Source organism: Bradyrhizobium sp. B120 (genome assembly GCF_049075665.1).
Lineage (GTDB): Bacteria > Pseudomonadota > Alphaproteobacteria > Rhizobiales > Xanthobacteraceae > Bradyrhizobium.
The window spans coordinates 4,762,515-4,777,090 of sequence record NZ_CP185242.1; the positions used below are offsets into that span (position 1 = coordinate 4,762,515).

A 14,576-nucleotide genomic window follows, 5' to 3' on the forward strand; every position below is an offset into this window, starting at 1 on the left:
CCCCAGTTTTAAAAATTATTCCATTAAGGTCGGCGTCAACAGAGGCGCAGGCCCAAAATGAATTTGCAGCAGCAAGTAATTTCGACCGGCTTCAAGATCATCTGCACGGATTGCGGCAGCCTGGCGATCAAGGTCGCCGATCCCGCCCATGCGTCCGGCGACACCATCATCGAATGCCGCCGCTGCAACGCCGTGCGCGGCACGGTGGCGGACCTGCACACCCTGGCGCGGCGCGGCCGCGACCTGTTCGAATTCTAACCCCGGCGCCGCCGATGCTGTCAGACCCGAACGCGACCATGCAGAGCGACATTCCCCTGGATACGGTCTGGTCGATCCTCGAGGCCGCCAACGAACTGGGCGATACCCACACGGTTGACGCCTGCCGCCGTATCATCGACGCGAATTTGCGCGGCGACGCCCCGGGACAATCCGACCTCAACGCGGTCGCCGCATTCTTTGCCTGATCAAGGCAACGCGTTCCGCGTTTGTGAATTCAATGCGGCGCCGCGGTGACAGATCGCCGGCGGAAACATAACAATACAGACCGAGACGTCGCCTAACCTTGCCTGACTTGATTAGCCCGAGGTCGATCGGCTAGCTGTCGCACAGCTTTCGATTCGGACGGGCCGATGCAATTGACGCGCGACGACCTGACTGTCGGGGTCACCATCCCTGGGTTCCTCGTCCTCAGCACCGCCTCGATGATCGCGTGCGGGCACGCATTCCCGGCGATGCATGTCTGGCGCTCCGGCATCACTGCCGAGGCCATCCTCGGCACCGCCGTTATGGCCGCCTTCATCCCGGCGTTCGTCGCGGGCCGCTTCAGCTTCGGTTATCTGGTGAGCTTCTCGCTGCTGTCAGCGGTGTTCGGCTTCGTCTGGCTCAGCTTCTTCAGCGCGTTCGATTATCCGCATGCCATCGCCCGCTGGGCCATGATCGCCGCGCTGGCGGCCGCGATGATCCCCCTGATGTTCCAGAATATGCCGGTTTGGCGGCCAGGCCTGTCCGAAACGGCGATCAAACGCATTGCGCTGCTGCTGCTGGCGTCGTCCTTCGCCGTGCTGGTCGCCGACATCTCGTACGGCGCCAGTCTCGGCAATCCCTATGGCGCGGCCCGCAACGCCGTCACGCGGCCGGCGCTGTTGAATTATCTCACCGGGATCATGATCGGCGCGGTCCTGCCTTATCTGTTCGCGCATTTCGCGTCGCGCAGGCAATGGGTGCAGGCCGCTTGCGTGTTGCTGTTTGCGCTCTGCTTCTATCCGGTCGTCAACAACAAGACCGTGCTGCTGTTGCCGATCTGGCTGCCGTTTCTATTCTGGCTGTTCGGCCGGCTCACCCCGCGGCTGGCCACGGTGCTCGCATTCCTCATTCCGATGATCATTGGGCTGACGGCGTTCGCCGTGCTCGGCGCCGACAGGGACTACGTGGTGTTCAGCGCCATCAATCTGCGCTTCCTCGCAATCCCGTCGCTCGCCCTTGATCAATATGCCGACTTCTTCGCGCACCGCGACCTGACCCGCTTCTGCCAGATCTCGATCGTACGACAGGTGACCGCCTGCCCGTATGGCGAGCTCGGCCCCGCGCTCGGAGCGATCTATCGGGACGGCAATTTCAACGCCTCCTTCCTCGCCACCGAGGGCATCGCGTCGGTCGGTCTTGCGCTTACGCCGGTTTCGGCACTCGTATGCGGCCTGATCCTGTCGGTGGGATCGATGGTCTCACGGCACCTGTCGCCGCGCTTCATCGCGGTGTCCTCGGGCATCGCCGTTCAGGCCATCATGAACGTGCCGCTGACGACAAGCCTGATGTCGAACGGGATCGCGCTGCTGTTCCTGCTGTGGTGGCTGACGCCCGAATGGCGAGCGGAAGCTTCGCAGCATCAGCAACAGTCAACGCGGCCCATTAATGCCGTCGGTGTCGCGGCCTGACTTTTTTGGCCCTGCCGCGACACGACGCTGCGGCCTGAGCGATCGGCAGCCGCCACCAGGCAACGCCGATGTGGCCTCACTTCTTTCGGAGAACGATAATGCTCTGATACGGTGAGATCCCGTTCATGCCGACGTCAACGAGATCAAACCGGTCGGTCCAGTGCATCTCGATGTACCGCTTGCTGATGATCGTTTCGCCGTAGGTCATCTCGCCATCGACCGGGTAGCTTTGCGGATAGAAGTAGAATCCCTCCCGCGCCACAGTCTCGGTGATTTTTTGCTGATCCCAGCCGGGCAATTTCGAAATCGGCTCATAGAATGCGTATGCCGGCGGCCGAATGGTCAGAAGAAAGAGACCGCGATTCTCCAGCGAATCGTGAACCGCGGCCAGGCACGTCTCGCTTGCGGCAGGCGAGAGGTGCGTCCAGATCGATAGTGCGTAAGCGACATCGAATTTCCGGTTGAACGGCAGACGTCTGGGCAGGCTGTCCGACAACACGATGTCGGCGTGCGGGTTGGAGCGTTGCGCGACCTGGATGATGCCCTTGTGCGGATCGCACCCATGCAGATTGCGCAGCGGCACATCCTTCATGAAGTAGCGGAGCACACTGCCCCAGCCGCAGCCATAGTCCAGCACCTCGCATTCATCGAATGGCTTATCCAGATGACGCCTGAGCTTATCGTGCAACAGGCGATAGGTTTCGATGACGGCGGCACCTAACTCCATCCCGGAACGACCGCTCCAGTTTTTCTGGGTCCCGGCATCCGGCGGATCGGGAATGGCGGCCTTGATGGCCTTGAAGCCATCATATTCCTTCCAGAGCAGCACGTTCCACAGGTACGGATCGTCGATCCATTTGAGTGCGTCGTAGACGGACTCTCCCCTTCGGCAGGCGGCGTCAGCTCTTTCCAGTTCGTCGTTGTAGTATTCGTTCAGCCACGAACTCCAGTTCATCGGCACGCCTCCGTGTTAAGTTCGCTTGATCAGCCCTCGCCCACGCTCGCGTCGCTTGAATGTCCTGAACTGTCTTCGCTTACTCCGGCAACTTTAAGACCCATCGAAAGCGTGTGAGTTCCGCAAGGTGGTGGAACCGCTGATGTCGCTTCTGCGCCATTGACGAGCGATCGCTGTCACCAGGACTGACAGCGACAGACCTCAACCGCAGAACTTGGATCTGTTCCGTCAGCTTCCATCGCGCTGCCAGCGACAAGACGCGGAAGACGAAGCCGACGCATGCCGGTCGCAGAACCCGTGTCGGCAACGTCGAGCGCAATGTGGTCCCAGTTGATGACCGCTGACGAGGGTGACGCCGGCGGGCGCGGCGGAGAGGATCGACAAGATGGCAGACATGATCGATTGCAACGAGAAGGTGCGCAAGACTTGCGGTCCGGCAAACGTCGGGAGCCCCCGCCGTTTCGACCACGGCCGGCTCGTCAGGACGGACCTGCCCGCAGCACAAAAGCGCATTCCGGCGACCTCCCAAGAGATACTCTTGGGAACCGACATTTCTGCTAAGTCATTGAAATAAATGGCGCGAGAGACGGGACTCGAACCCGCGGCCTCCGCCGTGACAGGGCGGCGCTCTAACCAACTGAGCTACTCCCGCGGATGCCGATCATCGGATTGATCCGCGCAGGATCGAGGGCATAAAGGCCCGCATCCCGATAGTCAAGCACGTTGCGGAGCCCTGCACAGCGCGGGCATTTTCGCGCTATGGGCGCGAGTTGTCGCCTGTTTTCAGGGGAAACGGCGTAGTCAGCAAAGCCCCGAATCAAATAAGGCCTGATACGTCTGGGTTTCCTGTGGCCGGGCTCGGCGCTGCCCGTTCCCAGAACCGGCGGTTTCAGGACTTTTCCGGACGTATTTTCCCGACGCGAACGGCGCGCCATTCGCGTGAAAGCAGCAATCCAGCCATTCAGCAACGAGGAGGGCCACACATGGCGAAGAAAGCAGCGACCCCGGCGACGATCACGCTGAAGCACCTGGCGGCGGCCATCGCCGAGGAGCAGGAGCTGTCCAAGAAGCAGGCCGAGGCGATCCTGACCGACATGGTCACCCGGATCACCAAGCACCTCAAGAAGGGCGAGCGGATTCGCATCGTCGGCCTCGGCATCCTCCAGGTTCGCAAGCGCGCCGCCCGCATGGGCCGCAACCCGGCGACCGGCGAGCAGATTCACATCAAGGCCAGCAAGAAGGTCGCCTTCCGCGCCGCCAAGGAGCTGAAGGAAGCCGTCTAAGGCTTTCAACCTTCCCGGTTTGATACCAAGGCGCCATTCCGGCTCGTGACGCGGCCCCGGAATGGCGCTTTTCTGTTGTAGAGTTGTCTCTTGATGCGCTTTGCTCGCGCGAACCAATTTCGCCTGAGCGCCTTATTCCCGTTCTCCTACCCTTGCGCGGTCTTCATGCTGGCACCGGCTCTCGACTTCAAGCACACCGTCACCGAGCGCTTTCTGCGCTATGTCGTGATCGACACCCAGTCCGACCCGGATTCGCCGACCACGCCCTCCACCGAGAAGCAGAAGAATCTCGGCCGCCTGCTGGTCGCCGAGCTGCTGGCGATGGGCATATCGGATGCGCATCTCGATCCACACGGATACGTCTATGCGACGATCCCGGCCAACACCGACAAGACGGTGCCGGTGATCTGCTTCTGCTCGCACATGGACACCTCGCCCGACTGCACCGGCAAGAACGTCAAGCCGCAACTCGTGAAGAATTACCGCGGCGGCGACATCGTGCTCCCGGCCGACGCCTCGCAGGTGATCCGCGCCGCCGAGCACGAAGCGTTGGCCGACCAGATCGGCAACGACATCGTCACGACCGACGGCACCACCCTGCTCGGCGCCGACAACAAGGCCGGCCTCGCCGAGATCATGGATGCCGCGCATTTCCTGGTCACCAACCCGCAGGTGAAGCACGGCACCATCAAGATCCTGTTCACGCCGGACGAGGAGATCGGCCGCGGCGTCGACAAGGTCGACATCAAGAAACTCGGGGCCGATTTCGGCTACACCATGGACGGCGAGACCGCCGGCCATATCGAGGACGAGACCTTCTCCGCCGACGGCGCCAGCATCATCATCGAAGGCGTCGCGACCCATCCGGGCTTTGCCAAGGGCAAGATGGAACACGCGATCAAGATCGCGGCCGCCATCGTCGATCGCCTTCCCAAGGACACCTGCTCGCCCGAGACCACCGAAGGCAAGGAAGGCTTTCTGCATCCGGTCGCGATCTCGGGGGCGCTGGAGAATGCGCGGATCGACTTCATCGTGCGCGATTTCACCGAGCAAGGGCTGAAGCAGAAGGAAGCGCTGCTCGAGACGATCGTGCAGGACGTCATGAAGGGATATCCGCGCTCGGCCTACCGCATGGAGGTCAAGCAGCAATACCGCAACATGAAAGAGGTGATCGATCGCCACCCGCAGATCGTGGCCTATGCGATCGAGGCGATCGAGCGCGCCGGGCTATCGCCGGTGAAGACCTCGATCCGCGGCGGCACGGACGGCTCGCGGCTTTCGTTTATGGGACTGCCCTGCCCGAACATCTTCGCCGGCGAGCACGCATTTCATTCGCGGCTCGAATGGGTGAGCCGCCAGGACATGGAGAAGGCCGTGCAGACCATCGTGCACCTGGCGATGATCTGGGAAGAGAAAGCCTGATCAGGCCCGCGCCGTCACGATCCAGATCGCGCCCGGCAGCGGCACGGAATCGCCCTTGACGAACGGCGCCAGCGCCTCGCGGATCGAGTTGACGGCGGCGGCCCGTAGGTCATCCGGTTGTCCTTCCAGTGCGCGGCTCGCCGGCCCGATCTCGAGCGCGCTCTGGACGGCGGCGTCGATTCCGCGCCCGATCGCGACGTCGAACTCAAGCCGGCAGGGCTCCATCGCGATGCCGGAAAACCCCGCTTCGCCGAGGATCCGGTTCACGCGTGCTTCGGACGCGAATGAGAACGGACCCGGGTCTTCGGGACCAAGCTGCGGCAGCTTCGGCACATGCTTGTAGACGGCCTGCAACGGCGCCATGAAGAACGGATTATCGCGCGGCTCCTGCCAGCAGGCGAAGGCGAGCCGGCCCGACGGCTTCAGCGCCTTGTGCAGATTGGCGAACGATACCGCCGGATCGGCAAAGAACATCACGCCGAAACGCGACGCCAACAGATCGAAGCTTGCGGGATCGAACGGATAGACCGTGGCGTCGGCAAGCGCATAGGTGACCGGCGCATCCTTCGGCGTGCTTTGCCGTGCCCGCTCCAGCATCGGTCCGGAGACGTCGACGCCGAACACATGGCCTGACGGCCCCACCTTGGTCGCAAACCCATTCGTCGAGGCGCCGCTGCCGCAGCCGACATCGACGATGCGCTCGCCGGCTTTCGGCGCGGCGCGATCGATCAGCAGGTCGAGCACCGGCTGCAGCACGATATCCTGCGCGGCCTGCCTCGAGGCCCAGCGCTGACCGCCCGGCCCGTTCCAATATGCAATCTGATCGGCGTTTTGCGGATGGCCTGCGTTCATGCGATCCAAACCTTGTTGAGAAATTGCGCCGATCCTAGCAAGTCTCGCGCGTGGCCGCGCGCAACATCGGCGTGACCAGATAGGTGAATCCGGCATTCGCCTTGCTGACGGGATCGTTGGCGACGATCTCCTGCGGATCGGCATCGTCAGCCAGTTGCAGCACGCCCAGTCCCCAGACGCCGGCGGGATCGGCCACCGGCCCGAAGATCAGCGCCTTGCCGGCCTGCAGCAATTCGCCGCAATAGGCGACATGCGCCTGCATGATGCCGGCTTCCTGCGGCGTCATGTCCTGCGGGAAGGTCGAGCGCGGTCCGGTCAATTTGCAGACGTAATACTTCATCGACCTTGTCCGCTCTCTCGGATTATTTGGCGGCAGCGCTCGTGGGCTTGGCCGGCTTCGGCGCAGGCGTCTTCGCGGCATTGCCCTTGGGAGCGGCCTGCCCGTCATTGCTGCGCGCAATGCCCCACGGGTCGGTCGGCTTCTGGTCCGGCACACCGCTGAGCGCGCGCTGGTAGGCGCGCTGCTGCCGCGCCTCGTTGGCCACATCCGAAGGCGACTTCTCGATCTCTTCGCGATAGCGCTGAACATGGTCCTGCTGCGCCAATGCCGGTCCGGCAATCATGGTGAGAAGAAAAATCGCGGCGAGTTTGCGCATGCATCAAGTTCCCGGTTAGACACAGAGAATAGCATTGCAGCGGTGTCGGCGCCAATCATCACGACATCGAGCTGCGGCAGTTGTAGAGCCAGGGGCTGGGCTTCCCAAGCCTCAGGCCGTTCCTTATGCCCACCTTTCCTTCGGTTGTGACGGAATTGAAGTACCGCATGCGGAATGCGCCTTTGGTCTGAGGATCGTCCTCCCTTAGCAGCACGATCCAGAACGTCTTATCATTGAATTTCTCGAACTTCGGATCAGCGTTGCGGATGGTGATCTTCAGCATTGAAGGCGACATCATCTCTGCGCCATCAACAAAGGTCGCATAAATCGATCTCATACCGAAATCGAGCTCGCGCCTCGCAAGCCCTTCGGCATCCTCGGAGTAGATCGTACGAAAGTGGTCTACCGACGCTGGCTGCCTGCAGTCGTCCGCCCAGACGCCTGTCAGGCCAAAGCGTTTCAGAACGTCCCAGGCCGATTCAGCTGCAGATGCGGAACACGTTGCCGCAAGAAAGAATATCAACGCCGCTACGGATTGGGTCATGCCGTTCAGGAGCCGCGATTGATCCGCCAGAACCACATCGTTGAAGGCTGGCTTGCCCAGCCGTAGCCCGTGAGCGGCGAAGGCTGGTAGGCGGCGAGAGATTCGAACTCCCGACCCTCTCGGTGTAAACGAGATGCTCTAACCAGCTGAGCTAGCCGCCCTTACCTGCGCGCCTCTTTAGCCTCGCCTGCCCCTCGGGCGCAAGATCGCCCGGGTCGCAAGGCCTCAATCGATAGGCTTCAATCCTTCGGCTTCAATCCTTGGGCCGCGCCGGCAATCCCTTGAGATCGTTGATCCAGGGTGCGGCGGACTGGCACCAGACCTGGCGTCGCGGGGTCAATTCGCCGCGCTGGCGAATGCTGCCCCAGCGGATACCCCAATCGTCGGGACCGCCGTCCTCGCCGCTCGTGAACAACGGGGAACCGCAATCGCCGCAAAAGTGCTGGAAACGGATCCGGCCGTTATCGCCCCGCTTGCCGTAGATCTTCGGCGCGCCTGCGGTCAGCCGGACCTGCTCGGCGGCGCAGATCACCGTGACGCGATAGGGCGAGCCGGTCAGCGCCTGACAGTCCGTGCAATGGCAGATCGACACCCGTTCGGGATCGATCTCCGCCTGATAGCTGACGGCCCCGCAATGGCACTGCCCGTCGATCCGCATCTGCGTTCTCCCAATTCGGCGTTGTCCAATAAGGCAGTCGCCAAGAGGTCGTTCCGAGGGGTGCCGCCCGCAAAGCATCCGGAACACGGTCAGGTGCCCCGTTGGGGCAACGCTGGCATCCCAAAACGGGATTGTTTGGGATACCAACTTGGGATACGTCAGCAAAACCGTGCTCCCACCGGCAGACCGCCATGTCGCAGATGCTTCAGATCCACGACCAGCTCCGGGAGATGATCCTCTCCCTCGACCTCGGCCCCGGCGAGCGGCTGACGGAGCGCTGGCTCGAGAGCCGGTTCGAGGGATCGCGCACGCCAATCCGCGCCGCGCTGGTGCGGCTCGAAGGCGAAGAGCTGGTCCGCCGCGATGGCCGCAACTGGATCGTCGCACCGATCGACCTCGGTGAGCTGGAAGCGCTGGCCGAGTTCAGGATCCCGCTGGAAACGACGGCCGTCCGCCTCGCCTGCGCACGGGCGAGCGCGGCCGATATCGCCGGCGTCGAAGCGATGCTGGATGCCTGCCAGTCCGGCGCGCCGCGCGAGGAATGGCACCGTGTCGGCACCGATTTCCATGTCGAGATCGCACGCCTCTCCGGCAACCCCTTCATCGTCAAGGCGATCGCCGGCGCCATGACCCGGCTGTCGCGGGCGCGCTGGCTCGAAGTGTGGACCGAACCCTCGCGCGAGCAGGCCTGGCGCGAGCATCGGCGCATTCTCGGCTTCATCAAGGCCAACGATCCGGATTCGGCCGCGCGCGAAGCCGCTGATCACATCACCGATACCCGCGATCGCCTGTTGCGCTCGCTCAACGAGGATCGCCGCGGCCTGCGGGCGCGCGGCTTCGCCGTGATCGGGCTGCGCTGACATGAACATGGAGATCAATCGCGAAGCGGCCCTCGACGCCGGTCCCTGGAGGAGCAACCTGATCGTCTGCGTGCTCGGCTCCTTCACCACTATCGTGGGGATGACGCTGCTGCTGCCGTTCCTGCCGCTCTATGTCGAGCAGCTCGGCGTGACCGACCATGCTGCGATCGTGCAATGGTCGGGCGTAGCCTATGGCGCGACCTTCTTCAGTGCGGCGCTGACGGCGCCGCTGTGGGGACGGCTTGCTGATCGTTATGGCCGCAAGCTGATGCTGATCCGCGCCAGCCTCGGCATGGCGGTTGCCATGTCGCTGATCGGCTTGGCGCACAACGTCTATGAGCTGGTCGGCTTGCGGCTGTTGACCGGCCTGCTCGGCGGCTACGCCTCGGGCTCGACCGTGCTGGTCGCGGCGCAGACGCCGAAGGCGCGGTCCGGCTGGGCGATCGGTGTGCTGTCGGCCGGCATCATGGCCGGGAGCCTGGTCGGTCCCCTGATCGGCGGCGTGCTGCCGGGCGTGATCGGCATCCGCTCGACCTTCTTCCTGATCGGCGGCGTCATCTTCATCACCTTCCTCGGCACGACCTTCCTGATCCGCGAGGAGGCGCGTCCAAAGGCGGTGAAAGGCGCTAAGGCGCGCGGCGGCTGGTCGCTGGTTCCGGACAAGCGTCCTGTGATCGCGATGTGGGGCACCGGCCTGCTGCTGATGATCGCCAACATGTCGATCGAGCCGATCATCACGGTCTATGTCGCGCAGCTGGTCGAGGCACCGCAGGTGACGTTCGTCGCCGGCCTCGTGATGTCGGCGGCGGCGTTCGGCAGCCTGCTGTCGTCGTCGCATCTCGGGAAGCTGGCCGATCGTGTCGGCCATTGGCGGATCATCACCATCTGCCTGGCGGCCTCGGCGCTGCTGCTGATCCCGCAGGCCCTCGTGGTCAGCGGCTGGCAGCTGATCCTGCTGCGCTTCCTGATGGGGCTGGCGCTCGGCGGCCTGCTGCCCTGCATCGCAAGCGTGATCCGGCACAACGTGCCCGACACGGTCACCGGCAGCATGCTGGGCTATTCGATTTCGGCGCAATATGCCGGCCAGGTGATCGGCCCGCTCGCCGGCGGATTCATCGGCGGCCACATCGGCATGCGCGCGGTGTTCCTCGGCACCAGCGTGCTGATGGCACTCGGGGCGATCGGCAATTTCCTCGTCGAGAAGAAAGCGTAGTCGCCCGCCCGGCTCCCCGTGGTGACCAAAACAAAAACGGCGCCCGAGGGCGCCGTTTGATTTTTCGGATCGGAGTTTCGCTCAGTGCGCCGTCAGGCCGCCTGACGCCTCATCTGAAGCGTCGGGCTTGACGTCGACCTTGCTGGTCTCCTCTTCCCAGACGATCGGCACAGGCACCCGGGTCAGCGCCCTGGCAACGACCTCATCCAGCCGCGAGACCGGAATGATCTCCATGCCGCCCTTGATCGCATCGGAAATCTCCGTGAGATCCTTGGCGTTGTCCTCGGGGATCAGCACCGTCTTGATGCCACCGCGCGCGGCAGCCAAGAGCTTCTCCTTTAGACCGCCGATCGGCAGCACGCGACCACGCAGCGTGATCTCGCCGGTCATCGCGACATCGTGGCGGACCGGGATGCCGGTCATGACCGAGATGATCGCGGTGGCCATCGCCACGCCGGCGGACGGACCGTCCTTCGGCGTTGCGCCCTCCGGCACGTGAACGTGGATGTCGCGGCGGTCGAACATCGGCGGTTCGATGCCGTAGACGATCGCGCGCGAGCGGACGTAGGACGCCGCCGCCGAGATCGACTCCTTCATCACGTCGCGCAGATTGCCCGTGACGGTCATCTTGCCCTTGCCGGGCATCATGACGCCTTCGATGGTGAGCAGCTCGCCGCCGACATCGGTCCACGCCAGACCGGTGACGATACCGACCTGGTCCTCGTCGTCGATCTCGCCGAAGCGATACTTCGGAACGCCGAGGAACTCTTCGATGTTCGCCTCGGTGACCTTCACCGACTTCTTCTTGGAGATCATCAACTCCTTCACCGCCTTGCGGGCGAGTGTGGAGAGCTCACGCTCCAGGTTACGCACGCCCGCTTCGCGGGTGTAGCGGCGGATCATCAAGAGCAAGGCCGCGTCGTCGATCGACCATTCCTTGGAGTCCAGACCGTGCTTGGAGAGCGCGCTCGGGATCAGATGCTTGCGCGCGATCTCGACCTTCTCGTTCTCGGTGTAGCCGGCGATCCGGATGATCTCCATGCGGTCCATCAGCGGTCCCGGAATATTCAGCGTATTCGCGGTCGTGATGAACATCACGTTGGACAGGTCGTAGTCGACCTCCAGGTAATGGTCGTTGAAGGTCGAGTTCTGCTCGGGGTCCAGGACCTCAAGCAGCGCCGACGACGGATCGCCGCGGAAATCGGCGCCCATTTTGTCGATCTCGTCCAGCAGGAACAGCGGGTTCGAGGTCTTCGCCTTCCGCATCGACTGGATGATCTTGCCGGGCATCGAGCCGATATAGGTGCGGCGGTGACCGCGGATCTCGGCCTCGTCACGCACGCCGCCGAGCGACACGCGCACGAACTCGCGGCCGGTCGCCTTCGCGATCGACTTGCCGAGCGAGGTCTTGCCGACGCCGGGAGGCCCGACCAGGCACAGGATCGGTCCGGTCAGCTTGTTGGCGCGCGACTGCACCGCGAGATACTCGACGATACGATCCTTGACCTTCTCGAGCCCATAGTGATCGGAGTCCAGCACCGCCTGCGCGGCCTCGAGGTCCTTCTTGACCTTGGACTTCTTGCCCCACGGGATCGACAGCAGCCAATCCAGATAGTTGCGCACGACGGTCGCTTCCGCGGACATCGGCGACATCTGGCGCAGCTTCTTCAGCTCGTGCTGGGCCTTCTCGCGCGCTTCCTTGGAAAGCTTGGTCTTGGAGATCTTCTCCTCCAGATCGGCCAGCTCGTCGCGACCTTCGTCGTCGCCGAGTTCCTTCTGGATCGCCTTCATCTGCTCGTTCAGGTAATACTCGCGCTGGGTCTTCTCCATCTGGCGCTTGACGCGCGAGCGGATGCGCTTCTCGACCTGCAACACCGAGATCTCGCTCTCCATCAGGCCGAGCACCTTCTCCAGGCGCTGGGTGACGGACAACGTCTCCAGGATCGCTTGCCGATCGGCAATCTTGACCGCGAGATGCGAGGCAACGGTGTCGCCGAGCTTGGCGAAATCGGTGATCGCCTGAACCACGCCGACGACTTCGGCGGAGATCTTCTTGTTCAGCTTCACATAGCTTTCGAAGTCGGACACGACCGAACGCGCCAGTGCCTCGGCTTCGACCGAGTTGGCGTCAGTGTCGGCGAGCGCGACCGCGGTCGCCTCGTAGTATTCGCTGCGGTCGGAATACTTCTCGACACGCGCGCGCTCGAGGCCCTCGACCAGCACCTTGACGGTGCCGTCGGGCAGTTTCAGGAGCTGCAGCACGCTGGCAAGCGTACCGGTCTCGTAAATTGAATCGGGTGCCGGATCGTCATCGGACGCGTTCTTCTGCGTCGCGAGCATGATCAGCGCGTCGTTCTTCATCACCTCTTCGAGCGCGCGGATCGATTTCTCGCGGCCGACGAAGAGCGGCACAATCATGTGCGGGAAGACGACGATGTCGCGGAGCGGCAGCACCGGATAGGAATGGCTCTCGCCGTGGACGATCGTTGGCCGGGGTTTTGAAGTCGTCATGGCCTTATCCTTTTGTTTTGCCCCCTTGCACGCAGTCCGCCTGCTTGCGCAACCGCCACAAGGTGCCTTGGTGATCCGGAATTAGATTGCCGTCAGCAGCCGCATATTCCGCATCGTAAAGCGACGAATCTCAACGCATGAGATCCCTCACCGATAGCATTAGGTGGCTATCAGGCGGGGGGGTGTCAAGTCTGAGAAGTGCCGGGAAATATAGGCTAAACAGGCATTTACTGCGACGCGAAAATGGCCTGCTGCTGCGCCGCAACGGCCGCCGGATCGCCCGGCAGCCGCATGAATTGCGACGACAGAAAGTTGCGCCTCAGGCGCTCGCGCTGCTCTCGACGGCGCGGTCGGAACGATCCGCGTAGATGTAGAGCGGACGCGCCGTGCCCTCGACGACCTCGCGCGAGATCACGACTTCCTCGACACCTTCGAGGCCCGGGAGGTCGAACATGGTCTCGAGCAGGATGCTCTCCAGGATCGACCGCAGGCCCCGCGCGCCGGTCTTGCGCTCGATCGCCTTGCGGGCGACCGCGCCAAGCGCCTCGTCGGCGAAGGTCAGCTCGATGTTCTCCATCTCGAACAGCCGCTGGTACTGCTTCACCAGCGCGTTCTTCGGATCGGTCAGGATCTTCTTCAGCGAGGCCTCGTCGAGGTCCTCCAGCGTCGCGACGACGGGCAGACGGCCGACGAATTCCGGAATCAGGCCGTACTTCAGCAGGTCTTCCGGCTCGACGTGACGGAAGATCTCGCCGGTACGGCGATCCTCCGGCGCCAGCACCTGCGCGGCGAAGCCGATCGAGGTCGAACGGCCGCGCGCGGAGATGATCTTCTCGAGGCCCGAGAACGCACCGCCGCAGATGAACAGGATGTTGGTGGTATCCACCTGCAGGAACTCCTGCTGCGGATGCTTGCGGCCGCCCTGCGGCGGGACCGAGGCCACCGTGCCTTCCATGATCTTCAACAGCGCCTGCTGGACGCCCTCGCCCGACACGTCGCGGGTGATCGAGGGATTGTCCGACTTGCGGCTGATCTTGTCGATTTCGTCGATATAGACGATGCCGCGCTGCGCGCGCTCGACGTTGTAGTCGGCGGCCTGCAGCAGCTTCAGGATGATGTTCTCGACGTCCTCGCCGACATAGCCGGCTTCGGTCAGCGTCGTCGCGTCAGCCATGGTAAACGGCACATCGAGGATGCGGGCCAGCGTCTGCGCGAGCAGCGTCTTGCCTGAACCGGTCGGACCGATCAGCAGGATGTTCGACTTCGCCAGCTCGACGTCGTTGTGCTTGGTCTGATGGTTAAGCCGCTTGTAGTGGTTGTGGACGGCGACCGAGAGCACCTTCTTGGCGTGGCTCTGGCCAATCACGTAGTCGTCCAGGACCTTGCAGATTTCCTTCGGCGTCGGGATGCCGTCGCGCGACTTCACCAGCGAGGACTTGTTCTCCTCGCGAATGATGTCCATGCAGAGTTCGACACACTCGTCGCAAATGAAGACAGTCGGTCCGGCAATCAGCTTGCGAACTTCATGCTGGCTCTTGCCGCAGAACGAGCAATATAGCGTGTTCTTGGCGTCGCTCGTGCCGACCTTACTCATTCATTATCTCCGTCCGCCGTTCGACCTCGTTTGCCAGATCGACCCAATCCGGCACAAAACCGGAGTATTGGGTAGATAGAGCAAATTCCGTACCAAA

The 14,576-nt window shown here is 63.0% G+C and carries 16 protein-coding genes and 2 tRNA genes; 8 read left to right on the plus strand and 10 right to left on the minus strand.

Going from position 1 to position 14,576, the window contains the following annotated elements; translation table 11 throughout:
* The first annotated feature begins 57 nt into the window (after positions 1 to 57).
* The 3 genes from ACOIX3_RS21780 to ACOIX3_RS21790 all read left to right on the plus strand — a co-directional run bounded on the left by ACOIX3_RS21780 (position 58) and on the right by ACOIX3_RS21790 (position 1,931).
* Entirely contained in the window at positions 58 to 258 is a 201-nt protein-coding gene (locus ACOIX3_RS21780; RefSeq protein WP_050405629.1) for a hypothetical protein, read from the plus strand.
* Between the two features lie 14 nt (positions 259 to 272).
* The gene (locus ACOIX3_RS21785) at positions 273 to 464 is read left to right on the plus strand and encodes a hypothetical protein (RefSeq protein WP_173642771.1); all 192 of its coding nucleotides are present in this window, start codon (positions 273 to 275) and stop codon (positions 462 to 464) included.
* Between the two features lie 165 nt (positions 465 to 629).
* On the plus strand, positions 630 to 1,931 hold the full coding sequence (locus tag ACOIX3_RS21790; protein WP_420964220.1) for a hypothetical protein: 1,302 nt from the start codon (positions 630 to 632) through the stop codon (positions 1,929 to 1,931).
* A gap of 76 nt (positions 1,932 to 2,007) precedes the next feature.
* Here ACOIX3_RS21790 and ACOIX3_RS21795 read toward each other — a convergent pair whose 3' ends face one another.
* The gene (locus ACOIX3_RS21795) at positions 2,008 to 2,886 is read right to left on the minus strand and encodes a methyltransferase domain-containing protein (RefSeq protein WP_420964221.1); all 879 of its coding nucleotides are present in this window, start codon (positions 2,884 to 2,886) and stop codon (positions 2,008 to 2,010) included.
* A gap of 385 nt (positions 2,887 to 3,271) precedes the next feature.
* Here ACOIX3_RS21795 and ACOIX3_RS21800 point away from each other — a divergent pair, with 385 nt between their 5' ends.
* Positions 3,272 to 3,460 (plus strand): hypothetical protein, encoded by a 189-nt coding sequence (locus tag ACOIX3_RS21800; RefSeq protein WP_420964222.1) that lies wholly within the window; start codon positions 3,272 to 3,274, stop codon positions 3,458 to 3,460.
* Position 3,461: 1 nt separating this feature from the next.
* Here the strand turns inward: ACOIX3_RS21800 and ACOIX3_RS21805 are convergent.
* Positions 3,462 to 3,538: transfer RNA gene (locus tag ACOIX3_RS21805), tRNA-Asp, on the minus strand.
* 331 nt (positions 3,539 to 3,869) lie between these two features.
* Between ACOIX3_RS21805 and ACOIX3_RS21810 the strand changes: the two genes are divergently transcribed.
* Together ACOIX3_RS21810 and pepT are read left to right on the plus strand one after the other, a co-directional pair.
* Positions 3,870 to 4,169, plus strand: a complete 300-nt coding sequence (locus ACOIX3_RS21810; protein WP_016847738.1) for an HU family DNA-binding protein — start codon at positions 3,870 to 3,872, stop codon at positions 4,167 to 4,169.
* 165 nt (positions 4,170 to 4,334) lie between these two features.
* Positions 4,335 to 5,591 carry a peptidase T gene (gene pepT / locus ACOIX3_RS21815; RefSeq protein ID WP_420964223.1) on the plus strand — a complete coding sequence of 419 codons (1,257 nt, stop codon included), beginning with the start codon at positions 4,335 to 4,337 and terminating at the stop codon, positions 5,589 to 5,591.
* Here pepT and ACOIX3_RS21820 read toward each other — a convergent pair whose 3' ends face one another.
* The 6 genes from ACOIX3_RS21820 to ACOIX3_RS21845 form a co-directional block, all read right to left on the minus strand.
* A complete protein-coding gene (locus ACOIX3_RS21820) occupies positions 5,592 to 6,443 on the minus strand; it encodes a class I SAM-dependent methyltransferase (protein WP_420964224.1) in 852 nt (283 codons plus the stop codon). It lies immediately after the preceding gene.
* Between the two features lie 34 nt (positions 6,444 to 6,477).
* Entirely contained in the window at positions 6,478 to 6,783 is a 306-nt protein-coding gene (locus ACOIX3_RS21825; protein WP_420964225.1) for a YciI family protein, read from the minus strand.
* A 22-nt stretch (positions 6,784 to 6,805) separates the two neighbouring features.
* Positions 6,806 to 7,099, minus strand: a complete 294-nt coding sequence (locus tag ACOIX3_RS21830; protein ID WP_420964226.1) for a hypothetical protein — start codon at positions 7,097 to 7,099, stop codon at positions 6,806 to 6,808.
* A gap of 58 nt (positions 7,100 to 7,157) precedes the next feature.
* Positions 7,158 to 7,643: a hypothetical protein gene (locus tag ACOIX3_RS21835; RefSeq protein ID WP_420964227.1), complete on the minus strand. Its 486-nt coding sequence runs from the start codon at positions 7,641 to 7,643 to the stop codon at positions 7,158 to 7,160.
* 84 nt (positions 7,644 to 7,727) lie between these two features.
* Positions 7,728 to 7,804: transfer RNA gene (locus ACOIX3_RS21840), tRNA-Val, on the minus strand.
* A 92-nt stretch (positions 7,805 to 7,896) separates the two neighbouring features.
* Complete coding sequence (locus ACOIX3_RS21845; RefSeq protein WP_420964228.1) at positions 7,897 to 8,301, minus strand: GFA family protein; 405 nt, start codon at positions 8,299 to 8,301, stop codon at positions 7,897 to 7,899.
* Between the two features lie 191 nt (positions 8,302 to 8,492).
* Between ACOIX3_RS21845 and ACOIX3_RS21850 the strand changes: the two genes are divergently transcribed.
* Positions 8,493 to 9,161: a GntR family transcriptional regulator gene (locus ACOIX3_RS21850; protein WP_176530996.1), complete on the plus strand. Its 669-nt coding sequence runs from the start codon at positions 8,493 to 8,495 to the stop codon at positions 9,159 to 9,161.
* Between the two features lies 1 nt (position 9,162).
* A complete protein-coding gene (locus ACOIX3_RS21855) occupies positions 9,163 to 10,374 on the plus strand; it encodes an MFS transporter (RefSeq protein ID WP_420964229.1) in 1,212 nt (403 codons plus the stop codon).
* Positions 10,375 to 10,455: 81 nt separating this feature from the next.
* Here the strand turns inward: ACOIX3_RS21855 and lon are convergent, their stop codons facing one another.
* Complete coding sequence (gene lon / locus ACOIX3_RS21860) at positions 10,456 to 12,885, minus strand: endopeptidase La (RefSeq protein ID WP_092114667.1); 2,430 nt, start codon at positions 12,883 to 12,885, stop codon at positions 10,456 to 10,458.
* Positions 12,886 to 13,204: 319 nt separating this feature from the next.
* Positions 13,205 to 14,479, minus strand: a complete 1,275-nt coding sequence (clpX, locus tag ACOIX3_RS21865; protein WP_024583449.1) for an ATP-dependent Clp protease ATP-binding subunit ClpX — start codon at positions 14,477 to 14,479, stop codon at positions 13,205 to 13,207.
* Between the last annotated feature and the right edge of the window lie 97 nt (positions 14,480 to 14,576).